At 69.7% G+C, this 16556-nt stretch carries 15 protein-coding genes; 13 read left to right on the plus strand and 2 right to left on the minus strand.

Annotated elements, in window-relative coordinates; translation table 11 throughout:
* Positions 1-65 precede the first annotated feature (65 nt).
* From KTN05_RS04015 to KTN05_RS04055, 9 genes are all read left to right on the plus strand, one after another.
* Positions 66-1082, plus strand: coding sequence for a hypothetical protein (locus KTN05_RS04015; protein WP_217328083.1), 1017 nt, complete (start codon positions 66-68; stop codon positions 1080-1082).
* Position 1083: 1 nt separating this feature from the next.
* Positions 1084-2259: an aminotransferase gene (locus KTN05_RS04020; RefSeq protein WP_217328084.1), complete on the plus strand. Its 1176-nt coding sequence runs from the start codon at positions 1084-1086 to the stop codon at positions 2257-2259.
* 105 nt (positions 2260-2364) lie between these two features.
* A complete protein-coding gene (locus KTN05_RS04025; protein ID WP_217328085.1) occupies positions 2365-4332 on the plus strand; it encodes a peptidylprolyl isomerase in 1968 nt (655 codons plus the stop codon).
* Complete coding sequence (gene trpE, locus KTN05_RS04030; protein ID WP_217328086.1) at positions 4332-5846, plus strand: anthranilate synthase component I; 1515 nt, start codon at positions 4332-4334, stop codon at positions 5844-5846. The genes KTN05_RS04025 and trpE overlap by 1 nt, the downstream gene beginning before the upstream one ends.
* A gap of 83 nt (positions 5847-5929) precedes the next feature.
* Positions 5930-6103, plus strand: coding sequence for a hypothetical protein (locus tag KTN05_RS04035; protein ID WP_217328087.1), 174 nt, complete (start codon positions 5930-5932; stop codon positions 6101-6103).
* 24 nt (positions 6104-6127) lie between these two features.
* A complete protein-coding gene (locus tag KTN05_RS04040) occupies positions 6128-6379 on the plus strand; it encodes a hypothetical protein (RefSeq protein ID WP_217328088.1) in 252 nt (83 codons plus the stop codon).
* Positions 6380-6551: 172 nt separating this feature from the next.
* Positions 6552-7322 (plus strand): SDR family NAD(P)-dependent oxidoreductase, encoded by a 771-nt coding sequence (locus KTN05_RS04045; protein WP_217328089.1) that lies wholly within the window; start codon positions 6552-6554, stop codon positions 7320-7322.
* A gap of 123 nt (positions 7323-7445) precedes the next feature.
* On the plus strand, positions 7446-9104 hold the full coding sequence (locus KTN05_RS04050; RefSeq protein WP_217328090.1) for an alpha/beta-hydrolase family protein: 1659 nt from the start codon (positions 7446-7448) through the stop codon (positions 9102-9104).
* Complete coding sequence (locus KTN05_RS04055) at positions 9101-9946, plus strand: dienelactone hydrolase family protein (RefSeq protein WP_217328091.1); 846 nt, start codon at positions 9101-9103, stop codon at positions 9944-9946. Before KTN05_RS04050 ends, KTN05_RS04055 begins: the two co-directional genes overlap by 4 nt.
* Before the next feature lie 583 nt (positions 9947-10529).
* Here KTN05_RS04055 and KTN05_RS04060 read toward each other — a convergent pair.
* Entirely contained in the window at positions 10530-11309 is a 780-nt protein-coding gene (locus KTN05_RS04060) for an HpcH/HpaI aldolase/citrate lyase family protein (RefSeq protein ID WP_217328092.1), read from the minus strand.
* Positions 11310-11552: 243 nt separating this feature from the next.
* Here KTN05_RS04060 and KTN05_RS04065 point away from each other — a divergent pair, with 243 nt between their 5' ends.
* The 4 genes from KTN05_RS04065 to KTN05_RS04080 all read left to right on the plus strand — a co-directional run bounded on the left by KTN05_RS04065 (position 11553) and on the right by KTN05_RS04080 (position 14914).
* Positions 11553-11711 carry a hypothetical protein gene (locus KTN05_RS04065; protein WP_217328093.1) on the plus strand — a complete coding sequence of 53 codons (159 nt, stop codon included), beginning with the start codon at positions 11553-11555 and terminating at the stop codon, positions 11709-11711.
* On the plus strand, positions 11708-12910 hold the full coding sequence (locus tag KTN05_RS04070; protein ID WP_217328094.1) for a pyridoxal phosphate-dependent aminotransferase: 1203 nt from the start codon (positions 11708-11710) through the stop codon (positions 12908-12910). Before KTN05_RS04065 ends, KTN05_RS04070 begins: the two co-directional genes overlap by 4 nt.
* Before the next feature lie 5 nt (positions 12911-12915).
* Positions 12916-13725, plus strand: coding sequence for an NAD(P)-dependent oxidoreductase (locus tag KTN05_RS04075; protein ID WP_254367968.1), 810 nt, complete (start codon positions 12916-12918; stop codon positions 13723-13725).
* Between the two features lie 253 nt (positions 13726-13978).
* Complete coding sequence (locus KTN05_RS04080) at positions 13979-14914, plus strand: patatin-like phospholipase family protein (protein WP_217328095.1); 936 nt, start codon at positions 13979-13981, stop codon at positions 14912-14914.
* Positions 14915-15054: 140 nt separating this feature from the next.
* On the opposite strand, the gene KTN05_RS04085 is transcribed toward KTN05_RS04080, so the two are convergent.
* Complete coding sequence (locus tag KTN05_RS04085) at positions 15055-15996, minus strand: aldo/keto reductase (protein ID WP_217328096.1); 942 nt, start codon at positions 15994-15996, stop codon at positions 15055-15057.
* Positions 15997-16556: the final 560 nt, after the last annotated feature.

The following is a 16556-nucleotide window of genomic DNA, read 5'->3' on the forward strand; positions in this document are numbered from 1 at the left end:
TGGGCCAAAGCCGCGCGGGGGGCAACCCCGCGGGACGGTGGCGGAAGGGCAGCGGAAGCGCGGGCATGGCAGGCGGTTTTTTCTCGGGGCTGATGCAGGGAACCCTGCTCTGCGGCGCGGCGCTGGCGGCGCTGTCGCTGGCATTGCCGGTGGAGCGGCCGCCGGATTCGCCGGACGGGGTGGCGACGGAGAGCGGCGATCCGGCAGCAACGGAAAGCGTTACGCCCGGAGCGGATGAGACGAATCCCGGCGGAACAGCCTTGGTCGGTGGCGGAGGCAACGACGCGACGGACGCGCCGATTGCGGGGGCATCTCCCGGCACCGCGCCGACGAACCCGGCTTCCCCGCCCGCCGCCGAGAGCCTGACGCCGCCCGCCGGCTCCGAATTCGCGCGCGGCACCGACATCCAGCCGGCGGCTCCGCTGCCGCTGGAGCCTGCGGCGCGGTCGGCCGAGGGGCCGGTTGCCCCCCGCCCGGAGGCCGAAGCCGCGCCGAGACCCGCCGCGATGCAGACCGATCCGCCCTCCAGCCCGCCCGCAGAAGCGCCCGCGCCGCGCGTGCCCACGGCCCCGGCGACGATGGCCGACGCCCCCGAGCGCCCGCCTGCTCCAGCCGCCGGACCCCCCGCTCAGGTCGCTGCGCCGGGCCTCGTGGATGCCCTCGGCCCCGACCGCGCGCCCGGACAGGGAATGAGCGATCCGGTGATGAGCGGGGACGCGGAGGTCGAGACGATCACCGTGCCGCTGGACGATCCTGCCGTGGCCGAAGCGGAACCGACCCCCCACCGCGCAGCGGGGATGGGGGCGGTTTCGCCTGCGCCCGCATCCGCTGACGGCAGCGACGACACTGCCGCGCCCGGCTCTGCCGACCCGGACAGCGCAATACGCGCCGCCCCGCCTGCACCGACGGAGGAAGCCGCCCGCGGCCTTGCGCCCTCCGCCGATGCTCCCGACACGCCCGCGCCCGATACTGCTCCAGCCCCGCCGACGGCCGCTCCGAGAGCGCCGACCATGCCGGCGCCTGCGCTCGACCTTTCCACCCCGCCGGATCTTTCCGATCTGCGCGCCATTCAGCGGAACTGACATGCTGCCCCTGAACCCTGCTCTTGCCGCGACCTTCCGCCCCCCGGTGATGGAGGCGCGGCGCTGGCTGGAAGGCGTCAGCTTTCCGCCCGACCGCCCGCTCATCAATGTCAGCCAGGCGGCCCCGGTCGATCCGCCGCCCGAGCCGCTGCGGCAGGCGCTGGCGGAGGCCGCGCTGAACCGGCCCGAGGCGCATCTCTACGGCCCTGTCCTCGGCAATCCCGACCTGCGCGAGGAGGTGGCCGCCCAGTGGACCGCCGCCTATGGCGGGCAGGTCACGGCGGGCAATGTCGCCATCACGCAGGGCTGCAATCAGGCCTTCTGCGCCGCGCTGGCGACGCTGGCCGGGCAGGGGGACGAGGTGATCGTGCCGGTGCCGTGGTATTTCAACCACAAGATGTGGCTGGACATGCAGGGCGTGAAGACCGTGCCGCTGACCTGCGGACAGGGGATGGTGCCGGACGCGGATCAGGCGGCGGCGCTTGTCACCGACCGGACCCGCGCGATCGTGCTGGTCAGCCCCAACAACCCCTCGGGCGCGGAATATCCGCCCGAGGTGATCCGCGCCTTCTTCGATCTGGCCCGCGCGCGCGGCCTCGCGCTGGTGCTGGACGAGACCTACCGCGACTTCGATTCGCGGGACGGCGCGCCGCACGACCTGTTCGCCGACCCGGACTGGGGCGACACGCTGATCCAGCTTTACTCCTTCTCCAAGGCTTACCGGCTGACCGGCCACCGCGTCGGCGCGATGATCGCCAGCCCCGCGCGGCTGATCGAGGCCGAGAAGTTCCTCGACACCGTGGCGATCTGCCCGAGCCAGCTAGGCCAGATCGGCGCGCTCTGGGGGATGCGCAACCTCGGCGACTGGCTCGCGGGCGAGCGGGCCGACATCCTGCGCCGCGGCGCTGCGATGGTTGAGGGCATGGCGGGGCTGGAGGGCTGGCGGCTCAAAGGTTGCGGCGCGTATTTCGGCTGGGCCGAGCATCCGTTCGACATCGCCTCGCCCGACCTCGCGCGGCGGCTCGTCGCCGAGGCGGGGGTCCTGCTGCTGCCCGGCACCATGTTCATGCCCGAGGGCGATCCGGCGGGCGCGCGCCATGTCCGCATCGCCTTCGCCAATATCGACGCAAGCGGCATCCCGGCGCTGATGGCCCGGCTTTCGGGCTTTCGACCCTGAGTGCATGGAATCTTCGCGATTTCCTGACCGGTTCAAGGCTTGCCCGGCGGCGGGGCCGGTCCTAAGACGGCAGCGCAGCAATCGGCAGACGGAGACGGGATCGAGATGAGCACCACGCGCACCAAGGGTAAGTCCCCCATCGTCTGGCTGCTGATGGGGCTGCTGCTTCTGGGGCTCGGCGGCTTCGGCGTCACCAACTTCTCGGGCAGTTCCTCGGGCGATCTGGGCCGGGTCGGCTCTACTCCGGTCGAGGCGGACGATTACCTGCGGGCCGTCAACTCGGAAATGCGCAACTTCGCGGCTCAGACGGGGCAGAACCTGACCGCCGAGCAGGCCCGCCAGTTCGGACTGCCGCAGGTCGTGCAGGCGCGCCTCTTCGCGGCGGCCGCGCTGGAGGACGAGGCGAAGCGCCTCGGCGTCTCGGCCGGCGACGAGCTGGTGGCCGAGCAGATCCGCACCGCGGGCGCATTCCAGAACCTGACCGGCCAGTTCGACGCGGCCCGCTATAACGAGGTGCTGCGCCAGCAGGGGCTGACCCCGGCCGAGTTCGAACACGACGTGCGGATGGATCAGGCGCGGCTGATCCTGCAATCGGCGGTCGTGGCGGGCGTCGAGGCGCCCGAGGAAGTGACCGCGCGCACCGCCGGCTGGCTGCTGCAGACCCGCGATTTCGGCTGGCAGGAACTGACCGATGCCGACCTGCCCGAGCCGATCGCGCCGCCGGACGAACCCGCGCTGCAAGCATGGCACGAGGCAAACGGCGCCCGCTTCACCGCCCCGGAAACCCGGCGCATCACCTTCGCCTGGCTGACGCCCGAGATGCTGGTGGACAGCGTGGAGCTGGACGAACAGGCGCTGCGCGACATGTATGAGCAGAACATCGACCAGTATCGCCAGCCCGAGCGGCGCATGGTCGAGCGGCTGGTCTATCCGTCCGAGGAGGAGGCGCTGGCGGCCAAGGCGCGCCTGGACGCGGGGCAGGCGAGCTTCGAACAGCTGACGAACGAACGCGGGCTGGAACTGACCGACATCGACATGGGCGAAGTCTCCGAGGCCGAGCTTGGCGCGGCCGGCGCCCCGGTCTTCGCGCTGGACCAGCCGGGTGTCGTCGGCCCGATCATGACCGATTTCGGCCCGGCGCTGTTTTCCATGAACGCGATCCTCGATGCGGTGGACATCCCCTTCGAGCAGGCCGCGATCGACCTGCGCGCCGAGGCCGCCGCCGACGCCGCCCGCCGCCAGATCGAGACCCGCGCCTTCGAACTCGAGGACCGGCTGGCCGGTGGCGCGACGCTCGAGGAGCTGGCCGGGGAAACCGGGATGGAGCTTGGCTCGATCGACTGGACCGACCAGTCCGCGCAGGAGCATGGCACCATCGCCGCCTATCCCGAGTTCCGCGACCGCGCGGACGCGCTCCAGCAAAGCGACTTTCCCGAGTTGACCCAGCTTGGCGATGGCGGCGTCTTCGCCATGCGGCTGGACGAGCTGGTGCCGCCGGCGCTGATCCCGTTCGAGGAGGCGCGCGAGGACGTGCTGGCCGACTGGACCGCCGCCGAGCGTCGCCGCCGCCTTCAGGCCGTGGCCGAGGAACGCAAGCTCGCCGCGATGGCCGGGCCGGCGGATCCCGCTGCCGCGCCTGCGGCGACGGCGGAACCGGCCGCTCCGGCAAGTGTTCCCGCCGCGCCTGCGCGGGCGACCGGCGTGACGCCCGCGCAGCCCGCCCCGGCGGGGGTGCAGGCGCCGCAGTTCACCCCCGCGACGGGGCTGAGCCGTGACGGCTTCATCGACGGCGTGCCGGCCGACGTGATCGCCACCGCCTTCCAGATCGCCGAGCCGGGCGACGCCGAAGTCGTGACGACCGGCGACCGCGTGTTCCTGGTGCGGCTGGACGCGGTCCACGAGGCCGACCTGACCGGCGACGACGCGGCGATGACCATGAACGCGGTGCGCCAGCGGCTGACCGGCTCGCTTCAGGGCGACCTGTTCGAGTATTACGCCCGCGCCATCCAGACCGCCAACGGGCTGGAGATCAACGCCGGCGCCATCGCCGCCGCCAACGCGCAGATCCAGTGATGGACCTCTCGCCCGATTTCGCCGCGTTCGAGGCCGGCTGGGCCGAGGGGCGCAACCAGCTTGTGACGATCCGCCTGCCCGCCGATCTGGACACGCCGGTCAGCCTGATGCTGAAGCTGGCCGAGGCGCAGCCGCAGAGCTTCGTGCTGGAAAGCGTCACCGGCGGCGAGGTCCGGGGCCGCTATTCCATTGTCGGGATGAAGCCCGATCTCGTCTGGGAATGCCGGGGCCCGCAGGCGCGGATCAACCGCCACGCCCGCTATGCCGACAGCTTCGAGAACGATCCCCGCCCCGCGCTCGACAGCCTGAGGGCGCTGATCGCGGAAAGCCGGATCGACATGCCCGAGGGCATCCCGCCGGTCGCGGCGGGGCTGTTCGGCTATCTCGGCTACGACATGATCCGGCTGGTCGAGCATCTGCCGAACGTCAATCCCGATCCCATCGGCGTGCCGGATGCCATGCTGATCCGCCCCTCGGTTGTCGCGGTTCTGGACGGGGTGAAGGGCGAGGTGACGCTCTGCGCCCCCGCCTGGCACGACCCCGCGTCCCCCGCCCGCGCGGCCTATGCGCAGGCCGCCGAGCGGGTGATGGAGGCGCTGCGCAGCCTCGACCGGATGCCGGTGGAACATCGCCCGCTGGGTGCGAACGAGACGGTCGGCGAGCCGCGCTCGAACTTCGCCCGCGAGGACTATCGGGCGGCGGTCGAACGCGCCAAGGACTACATCCGCGCGGGCGACATCTTTCAGGTCGTGCCCGCGCAACGCTGGGCGCTCGATTTTCCGCTGCCGCCCTTCGCGCTTTATCGTTCGCTTCGGCGCACCAACCCCTCGCCGTTCCTGTTCTTCCTGAACATGAAGGCCGAGGAGGGGGGCTTTCAGATCGTCGGCGCGTCGCCCGAGATCCTCGTGCGGCTGCGGGACGGCGAGGTGACGATCCGCCCCATCGCCGGCACCCGCCCGCGCGGCACGACCCCCGACGAGGACCGCGCCAACGAGGCCGACCTGTTGTCGGACCAGAAGGAACTGGCCGAGCATCTGATGCTGCTGGATCTGGGCCGCAACGACGTCGGCAAGGTCGCCCGCATCGGCACCGTGCGCCCGACCGAGCAGTTCATCATCGAACGCTACAGCCACGTCATGCATATTGTCTCGAACGTGGTCGGCGAATTGCGCGAGGGCGAGGATGCGCTGTCCGCGCTGCTTGCCGGGCTGCCGGCCGGCACGGTCAGCGGCGCCCCCAAGGTCCGCGCGATGGAGATCATCGACGAGCTGGAGCCGGAAAAGCGCGGCGTCTATGGCGGCGCGGTCGGCTATTTCGCCGCCAACGGCGAGATGGACATGTGCATCGCCCTGCGCACCGGCGTCGTCAAGGACGGCACGCTCTATATCCAGGCGGGCGGCGGGGTCGTCTATGACAGCGACCCGGAAGCCGAGTTCCAGGAGACGGTGAGCAAGTCCCGCGCGCTGGTCCGCGCCGCCGAAGGCGCCGCCCGCTTCGTGCGCGGGAACAGCTGAGGGGCGGGCCGGACGCGGCGGGTCCGTGTTCGGAACCCCATCCCCCGCCCGGCCGTTGGTTCATCGACACCAAGGAGAGTGCGATGAAACCCGACCATCCCCGCGACCCCAACAAGGTTCCGTCCAAGGGCGGCATCCTGCAGGACGAGGGCGAGGGCGACGCCGTGCGGGACGGGATTCCCGCGAACGGCACCCGCCCGACCGAGCCGCAGGGCCCCGAGGACATGACCGGCGGCGTGACGCCGCCGACGACCTGACGCTTTCCCGAAAGGAGCAAGACGATGGGCAACCTTCCCTTCGAGCGCACGCGCTACAACCCGGTGCAGGAAACCACCGGCGAGGAGGCCGAGCGCAACAAGCAGCAGATGAACCAGGCCGAGGCCGCCCGCGAGCAGGACCAGACGCAGGGCGGGGGCCGCGATCCGGGCGACGAGACCACCGAAAAGCCCAAGCCGGGCAACGCCCAGACGGGCAACACCCCCGGCTCGACGGGTCAGACCGGCAACGCGCAGTCCGGCGGCGGCACGCCCTGAGCTGCGCCGCGCCCTAAGTTGAGCAAGCGGCAAAGACGGCGGCTCATCCGCCGTCTTCTGCCGTTCACCGGGGCAACCGGGCGCCGCGCCATTCCCCCGATCCGTCACCTTGGCGGTGGCGGAACCTGCGCGACGCGCTTAGGTTGGCGCCGCACAACGAGGGGGAACGTACATGAGAATGGAAGGCAAGGTGGCCGCGATCACCGGAGCCGCCAAGGGCATCGGCCTCGCCATCGCCGAACGCTACGTCGCCGAGGGCGCGAAGGTCATGCTGAACGACGTGGACGGAGAGGCGCTGAAGGCCGCGGCCGACCGGCTCGGGATGCCGCACGACGTCGGCGACGCGGGGCTGAAGGCGGATGCCGACCGGCTGGTCGCAAGGACCGTCGAGGCGTTCGGGCGGATCGACCTCATGGTCTCCAACGCCGGGGTCGTCAATGCGCCCGCCGAGTTCGTGGACCTGCCCGAGGAAGAGTTCGACCGCGTCCTGCGCATCAATCTCAAGTCCCAGTTTCTCACCGGCCAGGCGGCGGCGCGGCAGATGATCGCGCAGGGCGGGGGCGGAGCCATCATCAACATGTCCTCGGTCAACTCGCGCCTCGCGATTCCGACCATGACGCCCTATGCGGTGTCGAAGGCGGGATCGACACAGCTCACCAACGTCATGGCGATCTCGCTGGGCGGGCACGGCATCCGCGTCAACGCGATCGGCCCCGGCACGATCCTGACCGAGCTTGGCCGCAAGGCGGTGCTGGGCGACGAGGCGGGGCGGGTGCGCTCGCTGTCCCGCACACCGCTGCGCCGCTTCGGCACGCCCGAGGAGATCGCCGGGGTCGCGGTGTTCCTTGCGACGGACGACAGCTCCTACATCACCGGACAGACGATCTATCCCGATGGCGGCCGCTTGGGGCTGAACTACACCGTGCCGGTGGAGGGGGCATAGCCGCCCGCCGCCATCGGGGCCGTGCCGCGTGCTGACCCGCCGCGTTTGGCGCCTTATCGTGCCCGCGCGTGGCCCAAGGGCCGCGCGAGTGCCATCATCACCGCGGAACCACGTCTGGCGCCCATGAGGACATCGCTTCCCCTGCCGCTTCCGCCCCTTCTGCCGCTGCTGCTCGGGCTGCTGTTCTTCGCCCTGTCGCTGACGCCGTCGCTGATCCCGCGCGGCTGGGTCGTGCAGGGGATGCTCGGCGGGCTCGTCGCGGCGCTCGGCTACATGATCGGTCGGTTCGTGCTGATGCTGTGGCGGCAGATGTATCTGCCCCGGCTGGGCGGACGCGCGGCCGACATCGCGCACGGGATCGTGGCGGTGCCCGTCGCGGCGGTGCTGGTCTATTGCCTGTCCAAGGCCGGGCTCTGGCAGAACGAGATCTGGGTGCTGATGGGGCTGGAGCCTCGGGACGAGACCCATGTGATCGCCATGGTGCTGCTTGCGGCGATGCTGTTCGCCGCGCTCCTGTTTCTGGGAAGGCTGGTGCGGTTCCTGTTCGACCGCACCCGCCGCCACCTCTACCGCTACATGCCCGAGCGGACGGCGGACATCGCCGGGCTGATCCTCGTCGCGGCGGCGCTGTTCTTCGTCACGCGGGACGGGATGATCGACCGGGTGCTGCGGGCGGCGGACAACTCCTACACCGCCGCGCAGGCGCTGTTCGAGACCGGGCCGCCGCCGCCCGCCGATCCGGCGATCACCGGCAGCGCCGCCTCGCTGGTCGATTGGGAGACGATGGGCCAGCCCGGACGCGATTTCGTGACCGGCGGGCCCGGCGCCGGGGACATCGCCGCCTTCACCGGCCGCCCGGCGCTGCGTCCGATCCGCATCTATGTCGGCCTCGCGCAGGACGAGGACCCGCAGGCGCGGGCCGAACTGGCGCTTGAGGAGCTCAAGCGCGTCGGCGGGTTCGACCGCGAGGTGCTGATCGTGGCGATGCCGACCGGCACCGGCTGGCTCGATCCGGGCAGCTTCGATGTGGTGGAATACATGAACAGCGGCGACATCGCCTCGGTCGCGGTGCAGTATTCCTATCTGCAATCGCCGCTGGCGCTGATGACGGAGACGGATTCGGGGCTGGAGCAGGCCCGCGCGCTGATCCGGGCCGTTCACGAATACTGGCGCGGGCTGCCCCCCGACGAGCGGCCTCGGCTATACATGCACGGGCTGAGTCTGGGGGCGTGGGCGTCGATGTTCGGAACCGATCTTTTCGCGCTGCTGGACGACCCGATCGACGGGGCGCTGTGGGCGGGGCCGCCCTTCCCCTCGGCTTTCTGGAACCAGGCGGTCGCGGCCCGCAATTCCGGCAGCCCCTATGTCGCGCCGGAGGTCGGCGGCGGCCGGCTGATCCGCTTTGCCAGCCACACCAAGCCCGCCGGTCCGCCCACGGGCTGGGGTTCCATCCGGCTGATGTTCTTGCAATATTCCAGCGATCCGATCGTCTTCTACGAGCCGACCTCGCTGTTTCGGCGGCCCGCCTGGATGCGCGAGCCGCCGGCCGAGGATGTCTCGCCCGAGCTGCGGTTCATCCCCGTGGTGACGCAGTTCCAACTGGCGATGGACATGGCACTGGCGAACTCGGCCCCTCCCGGGCATGGTCACGCCTATCACGCACCCGATTATATCGGCCCGTGGCGCGCTGTCACCGCGCCCCGCGACTGGACCGACGAGGACAGCGCGCGGCTCGCCCTTCATTGCAGCAACGGTTTCCAGCAGGGCTGCGGTCCGCAATGAGGGGTCGCTCATGGATGCTGTGGCTTGCGCTGATCGTGCTGCCCGTGATGCTGCTTGGCGCCAACACGGTCCGGAACGCGGCGGGCACCGCGCTGACCTCGGACGCCCCCGCCGTTCGGCTGGAGCGGCTGGCGCCGCACTGGCGCATGGTGCCGGAAGGCCGTGGCGTCGCCGATGCCGCGGGCTTCGTGCTGTCGGGTTGCGACGGCGTCCACGACAACATGGAATTCTGGGCCGGATTCTTCGCGGAACGCGGGCGGCCCACGCTGATCCTCGACAGCCACGGGCCCCGCAACCTCGACACCGCGGAACTGTGGCGGCTGGTCTGCGCCGGGCAGGCCATGCCGGGCGAGGAGCGGGCGGGCGATCTCGCCGTAACCATGGCGCAGTCTGACCGCAGCGATGTGGTGCTGCTGGGCGCGTCCCACGGCGGCTGGACCTTGCTGGAATACGTGCAGCTTCTGGTCACCGGCCAGGTGCCGCCGGGGCTCGAGGGCTGGCCCGCACCGCCCGAGGCGCTGATGTCGCGGATCGGCCGGGTCGTGGCGCTGTATCCCTATTGCGGGCTTCTGAGCAGCATCGACGAGGGCGACTGGTCCGCCGCGCCCCCGATCCTGATCGTCGCCTCGGGCCAGGATGAGATCGTCAGCACCGCCTCCTGCGTCGATCTGGCCGACCGGCTGCGCGAACGCGGCGCGCGGATCGAGATCGAAGTGCTGCCGGGCGTCGGTCACGGCTTCGACCAGAGCGAGCGCTCGGCGCTGTCCCCGCTCGCCTTCGACCCCGCGGCGCGGAAGGAAGCGGCCGCGCTTGTGGGGGCGTTCGTGTCGAACGGGGGATAGCTGGGGCCGGGAGGAAAGGGCGGGCGGGAGTGGCCCTTCTGCAAACCGCGTCGGCTTCGCTTGCAAAAAGATCCTTGGAAGAGAATGCCGCGGGAGAGACCGCCGACCCGTCGGGTCACTCCGCGATCTGAGGGTCCAGATCACCGCCTTCTTGAGGAATGGGCCATTCCGCTCGGCCGGCCGCCGACGTGCGGGGTGTTGCCGGTCAGGAATAGCTGGCGCCCGGGGGAACGAAGATTCCCGCCGGCGGGTGACGTTGCGCACTCTGCCTGGATGGACGTCCGGCCGCGAGGGGCGCAGCAGAAACGCTTGCAGCGCGCGAAGGGAATCGAAAGCCTCGCCGCCGCGGCGATCTGCTCTGCGCACGGGACGCCGGCGCTGACGAGCAGCCGGCGACGGTCTTGCCCGCCTTCGGCCGCATGGCGGTCACGCGACCTTCTTTCAGCTCCAGCTTAGGCCCGGCGTTGTCGATATACTCCACTCCACTCCGCTCGCCCGCGCCGCGAGAGCAGTTCAGCAGACCATGCTGTCGAACCAGTCCTCGTCCCGCGACCCTCAGCAGACCGTTTTCAGGCGCCGCCTGTCAGGCATCGCGGGTTGAGAACGAGGCCACCAGCGCGTCGGAACCGCGCGCGAGCAGCCCGAGGTCGGCGCCCACGGCCACCATGCCGAAGCCGTCCGCGAGGTAGCGGTCGGCGTCGGCCTTGACGGGGGCGAGGATGCCGCTGGCCTTGCCGGCGGCGACCGCCGCTTCGCGGACGGCAGTGATGGCCTGCTGCACATGTGCCGCGCCGGGATTGCCCATCGCGCCCATGTTGCACGACAGATCGCCGGGGCCGACGAACAGCACGTCCACGCCGTCGATGGCGGCGATCTCGGCCGCGCTGGCGACCCCCGATTCGCATTCGATCTGCAGCGCCAGCAGCCGTTTGGCGCCGCAATTCTCGTGATAGCCCACGATCCGCCCGAACTGGTTGGCGCGGTGGTTCATCGAATAGCCGCGGATGCCGTCAGGGGCGTAGTTCGCGCTTTCCACGATGGCGCGGGCCTGATCGGCGGTCCGCACGTTCGGGATCATGAGACTGCGCGCGCCGGCATCCAGGAACTGCTTGATCAGCACCGGATCGTCCGAGGGGAGTCGCACCACCGGCTCGCAGGGGAACGCGGCGGCGACCTGCAACTGCACGACGATCGAGCGCAGGTCGTTGGGGCTGTGTTCCCCGTCGATCAGCAGCCAGTCGGCGCCCGACCCCGCGACGATCTCGGTCGTCAGCGGATTGGCGAGCGAGCACCAGATGCCGATCGACGCCTGTCCTGCGGCCAGCTGCTCCTTCAGCCTGTTCTTGCGTTCTTCGAGTGCCATCCGAATCCCTCCCCGGAAACCGTTTCTAAATTTTGTGATGTCATATCACGTCAGCCCGAACCGGCCCGCAAGCGGTGCGGCCATCGGAACGGTGGAAAGTTGAAGGAAACGCAAAGCGCCTGATGCGCGGAATAGCAAAAGCCACCGCAGCGCCGTCTGGCGCAAAGATCAGCGACCCGGTTCGGGCGGCGGCGAGTTCCGGGGCTGTCTCGGCCAGATCATAGGGATCGCGCCGATGGAGGAGTGCGAGTTCGACTTCTCCCGACCCACGGCGTGGACGGCGGCACTGGCAAGGTGCTGGAACTGGCCGGCGGCGGAGGCTACGCATATCCCGACCGCCGCCGCGAGGAGGCGCGGCGGCTGGACGCAACGCGCGGATATCTTTGGGAGGATACGGAATGAGCTATGTCGCCTCGCGGCTTGCCGCAGTGAAACCCTCGGCGTCGATGGCCGCTTCGCTGGCGGCCAGGGCGCTGCGGGCGCAGGGTGTGGACGTGATCGACCTCGGTCTGGGAGAGCCGGACTTTCCGACCCCCGCGCATATCACCGAGGCCGCCTTCGCCGCCGCGCGGGCGGGGGGCACGCTCTACACCGCCGCCGCCGGGACGCCCGAGCTTCGGGCGGCCATCGCGGAGAAGTTCCGGCGCGAGAACGGCCTCGACTATTCCGCTGATGACGTGACCGTGGCGAACGGGGCCAAGCAGATCATCTTCAACGCCCTGCTGGCGACGCTGGAGCCGGGCGACGAGGTGATCCTGCCCGCGCCCTACTTCGTGTCCTACCCCGAAATGACCAAGCTGCTTGGCGGGGTGCCGGTGGTCGTGGAATGCCCCGGCGAGACTGGCTTCCGCCTGACGCCCGACCTGCTGGAGGGGGCGATCACGCCGCGCACGAAGTGGCTGTTTCTGAACATGCCCGGCAACCCCTCGGGCGCGGCCTATTCCGAGGCCGAGCTGAAGGCGTTGGGAGAGGTGCTGGCGCGGCATCCGCAGGTGCAGGTCCTGTCGGACGAGATCTACGAGCATATCCTGTTCGACGGGCGCAGTTTCGTGTCGTTCGGACAGGCCTGCCCGGACCTGCGGGAGCGCAGCCTGATCGTCAACGGCGTCTCGAAATCCTACGCGATGACCGGCTGGCGCGTCGGCTATGCCGCCGGTCCCGCGCCGCTCATCAAGGCGATGAACGTGGTGCAGGGGCAGTCCGTCACCTCGGTCTCGTCGATCTCGCAGGCGGCGGCCCTCGCCGCGCTGACCGGGCCGCAGGACCACATCGGCCGCTTCCGCGACGCGTTCCAGCGGCGGCGCGATCTGGTCGTGGACGGGATCGGAAAGGTCGAAGGGTTGACGCTGCTCCCGCCCGAGGGCGCGTTCTACGCCTATATCGGCTGCGCCGGGCTGATCGGCCGCCGGACGCCGGACGGCACGGTGCTGGCCGACGATACGGCAGTCGCGACCTACATGCTGCACCGCGGCCATGTCTCTTCGGTTGCGGGCTCAGCCTACGGGCTTTCGCCCTATTTCCGCATCACGACCGCCACCGGCGACGAGATCCTGACCGAAGCCGTCGCGCGGATCGCGCGTGCCGTCGCAGAGCTGGAGTGATCGCCATGCCGCTTTACAACCGTATCCTCATCACCGGCGCCAAGGGGCGGCTGGGGTCCGAACTGCGCAAGGGCCTCGCCCATCTCGCCACGACAATCCGGCTGGCCGACCGCGAGGGGTTCGACGATCTGGAGCCCCACGAGGAGCAGGCGGTCTTCGACCTCTCCGACATGGAGGCGACGATCGCGGCGACGAAGGATTGCGACGCCATCTTCCATTTCGGGGCGGCGGCGAACGAGGCACCGTGGCAGACGATCCTCGATTCCAACATCCGCGGGTCGTATCACATCTACGAAGGCGCGCGGCTGAATGGCGCGCGGCGGGTGGTCTATGCCTCGTCGGTCCACGCCATCGGCTATCACGAGGTCGAGGCGCATATCGGCGTTGATGCGCCGCAGCGGCCCGACAGCCTCTACGGCCTCTCCAAAGCCTTCGTCGAGGACCTGAGCCGCCTCTATTGGGACAAGTTCGGGCTGGAATCGGTGTGCCTGCGCATCTTCTCGTCCTTCGCCGAGCCTGCCGACCGGCGGATGCTGTGGTCCTATCTCTCGTTCGCGGACTGCGTTCGTCTGGTCGAGGCGTCGCTGACCGCCCCGCGCGTCGGGCATACGGTGTCGTTCGGCCTGTCGGACAACAGGGTGAAGCCGGTGGACAACAGCCGCGCCGGCCATCTGGGCTATCACCCGCAGGACAGCGCCGAGCCGTTCCGCGAGGCGGTCGAGGCCAGGACGGAAACCCCTGATCCGGCCCGACCCATGACGCGCTATCTGGGCGGCTGGTTCTGCGAACTCGGTCATCCCGACGACGAGGGCTGAGGGGCGGGGGCTTCCACCGCAGCCGGGTAGGGGCGCCGGTCCCTGCGGTGTGTTGCAAAAATGGCCTGCGGCGCTCTCGAAACAGTCAGGGAATCCGCGCCGTTCGGCGGGCGAAAAATGCGGCTGGACGGCAGCTCGCGATGCAGCCGGGCAACACTGCTTTCCCCTGCCGGTAACAAGCTGGACAGCACCCGCGGACAGGCATCGATTTTTCTCCTCCGAGCCACGAGATGGAAGGAAAGGAGGGACTTCGATGCGGATACTTTCGGTCAGCGGCGGCGGCTTTCAGGCGCTCTATGGCGTCCTGCTCCTCGAGGCGCTCGAGGAGCGGCGCGGGCCGCTGAAGGAGGAGTTCGACCTTTTCTGCGGCAGCTCGGCCGGGGCCATCGTGGCGACGGCCGCCGCGATGGGCGTGCCGATGTCGGAGCTGCGCGAGGGCTTCATGTCCCGCGGGCGCGAGGCGTTCCAGCGCCGCAAGGGCAGATCTGCCCGCAACCTGCTGCGCCTGTTCGGCTCGGCCCGCTATGAGGCGGGGCCGCTCACACAGCTGATCGCCGAACTCGCGGGCGAGACGACCTTTTCCGATCTGGACGTGCCGCTGGCCGTCACCGCCGCGCGGCTGAAGGACGGCGCCGCCATCCTGTTCGAGCCGCGCAGCCATCCGGGTCTGCTGATCCGTGAGGCGGTGCTGGCGAGCACGGCGGCGCCGACCATGTTCCCGGCCGTGGCGGTCGAGGGGGTGCTTCATGCCGATGGGGCGATCTTCGCCAACGCGCCGGACTTGCTGGCGCTGGATCTGGCGCTGCGCGAAGGTGCGCTGGCGGCCGATGTCTCGATGCTGTCGGTCGGCTCGATGAACGCCTGCCCGCCGCTCGGCGAGCCGCCGGACGCCGACATGGGCGTTCTCGACTGGATACGGGGCAACCGGATCTTCCGCACCATGATCGGCGCGCAGGCGCAGATGACTGCGCGGCTGATGGAGGGGCTGCTGGGCGGCCGCTACCTGCGGATCGACGCCGACCCCGGCTTCCCGCTGCGCGGCGACGTGGCGCTGGACAAGGCTGATGCGAAGGCGGTGGAGGCTGCGACCATGGCCGCCGGTATCTCGATGCCGATGCTGGACGAATGGTTGCAGGTGACGCGGACGCCGGCCCGGAAGGCGGCCGCGCGCGGCGTGAGGATCGTCTGAGCCGCCCCGCCGGACCCGCCCGAGATCCGGGCCGACCGACGCGATTTTGCCTCCACGTAGCGCCTCGATCAAGTGACAGCCCCGCTTGACATGGCCGATATCGACCGTCTGGCGCATCCCGGGCGGGCGAGGAGCCGTTCTTACCGGCTCGCGGCGTCGAGCCTGTCGCGCGCGTCCGCGGGCAGGTCCAGATCGGTCGCGCCCATGATCTCGTCCAGCTGCGCCGTGCTGGTGGCGCTGGCGATGGGCGCGGTCAGGCCGGGCCGCGACATCAGCCAGGCCAGGGCGACCTGCGCCTGCGGGGCCTTCACCTCGTCCGCGACCTCGCGCAGCGCCGCAAGGATGCGCTCGCCGCGCGCGTCGAAATAGCCGTCCAGCATTGCCTTGCGGCTGCTGACTTCCAGATCGGCCTTGCTGCGGTATTTCCCCGTCAGGAAGCCGCTGGCGAGCGAGAAATAGCTGACCGCGCCGATGCCTTCGGACTGGATCACCGGCAGCAGGGACTGCTCGAACTCGCTGCGGTCATAGAGGCTGTAGCCGGGCTGCACGATCTCGTAGCGCGGCAGGCCGGCGGCCTTCGCCGCATCCAGCGCCGCCTGCAGGCGGTCCGCCTTGTGGTTCGATGCGCCGATGGCCCGGACCTTCCCCGCCTCGATGAGGCGCGAGAAGGCGCCGAGCGTTTCCTCGAACGGCACATCCGCGTCGTCGATATGGGCGAAATAGACGTCGATGTAGTCGGTCTGAAGGCGCTTGAGGGAATCGTTTGCTGCGGCCTCGATGTTGGCAGCCGACAGGCCCTTGCGCGGGTTCCACATGCCGACCTTGGTCATCAGCACCACGTCGTCGCGGCGCTTGCGCTGCGCCAGCCATTCGCCGATGACGGTTTCCGACTCGCCGCCCGACAGGCCCGGCGCCCAGGCGGAATAGACGTCCGCCGTATCCACCGCGTTGAAGCCCTTGCCGGTGAAATGGTCCAGCAGCTCGAAGGACCGCTGCCGGTCCGCCGTCCAGCCGAAGACGTTGCCGCCGAAGACCAGCGGCGCGATCGAGATGCCGGAACGGCCGAGAGTGCGCTTCTGCATGATTGTCTCCTGTAGATATGAAATGCGGGTGACAGGCGGATCGTCACGCCAAGCGAGGAGCGTTCCGCCGCGTTTGACGTCGTGCTGGAACGGTGGAACGGCACTGTCGCCGCCTGGCCCGATATCGAGTTCTCTTAGCGACACCCGCACATCACTCTGGCGGCGGGATGGATGCAGGGCAACCGGTCGCGGCCACCGGAAATCGAACAGCGCGTGTCGGGACTGTCCAAGGAGGAAGCAAGGCGCATTGCGTCACCCATTGCGGCGCACGGGGGAAGCTTGCGGACAAGAGTATCCGTCATAAGCAAGAGGGCTTTTCGGTCCAGACCCGGTCAGCTTTGACCAGGGCGTTGGCGGTTTCGAGAAGCTTCCGCATGATTGCGACGATGGCGACCGTTGCGGGTTTACCGGCTGCGCGAAGGGCAGTGTATTTGGCCTTGAGGTCAGGGTTGAATCGCATAGCGACTAGGCTCCAGACCCATTGATTTCAGGCTGTTGGCGTGATTCAGGCACGGCGAGGAGACCTGATATATGAGCAACCTGTTCTGGCTGACCGACGC

It is taken from the genome of Paracoccus sp. Z118 (genome assembly GCF_019061185.1).
Classification (GTDB): domain Bacteria; phylum Pseudomonadota; class Alphaproteobacteria; order Rhodobacterales; family Rhodobacteraceae; genus Paracoccus.

Bases quoted from the DNA above. Each gene is read 5' to 3' on its own strand.
- KTN05_RS04015 (WP_217328083.1), top strand. From the start codon at position 66: ATGGCAGGCGGTTTTTTCTCGGGGCTGATGCAGGGAACCCTGCTCTGC.
- KTN05_RS04020 (WP_217328084.1), top strand. From the start codon at position 1,084: ATGCTGCCCCTGAACCCTGCTCTTGCCGCGACCTTCCGCCCCCCGGTG.
- KTN05_RS04025 (WP_217328085.1), top strand. From the start codon at position 2,365: ATGAGCACCACGCGCACCAAGGGTAAGTCCCCCATCGTCTGGCTGCTG.
- trpE (WP_217328086.1), top strand. From the start codon at position 4,332: ATGGACCTCTCGCCCGATTTCGCCGCGTTCGAGGCCGGCTGGGCCGAG.
- KTN05_RS04035 (WP_217328087.1), top strand. From the start codon at position 5,930: ATGAAACCCGACCATCCCCGCGACCCCAACAAGGTTCCGTCCAAGGGC.
- KTN05_RS04040 (WP_217328088.1), top strand. From the start codon at position 6,128: ATGGGCAACCTTCCCTTCGAGCGCACGCGCTACAACCCGGTGCAGGAA.
- KTN05_RS04045 (WP_217328089.1), top strand. From the start codon at position 6,552: ATGAGAATGGAAGGCAAGGTGGCCGCGATCACCGGAGCCGCCAAGGGC.
- KTN05_RS04050 (WP_217328090.1), top strand. From the start codon at position 7,446: ATGAGGACATCGCTTCCCCTGCCGCTTCCGCCCCTTCTGCCGCTGCTG.
- KTN05_RS04055 (WP_217328091.1), top strand. From the start codon at position 9,101: ATGAGGGGTCGCTCATGGATGCTGTGGCTTGCGCTGATCGTGCTGCCC.
- KTN05_RS04060 (WP_217328092.1), bottom strand. From the start codon at position 11,309: ATGGCACTCGAAGAACGCAAGAACAGGCTGAAGGAGCAGCTGGCCGCA.
- KTN05_RS04070 (WP_217328094.1), top strand. From the start codon at position 11,708: ATGAGCTATGTCGCCTCGCGGCTTGCCGCAGTGAAACCCTCGGCGTCG.
- KTN05_RS04075 (WP_254367968.1), top strand. From the start codon at position 12,916: ATGCCGCTTTACAACCGTATCCTCATCACCGGCGCCAAGGGGCGGCTG.
- KTN05_RS04080 (WP_217328095.1), top strand. From the start codon at position 13,979: ATGCGGATACTTTCGGTCAGCGGCGGCGGCTTTCAGGCGCTCTATGGC.
- KTN05_RS04085 (WP_217328096.1), bottom strand. From the start codon at position 15,996: ATGCAGAAGCGCACTCTCGGCCGTTCCGGCATCTCGATCGCGCCGCTG.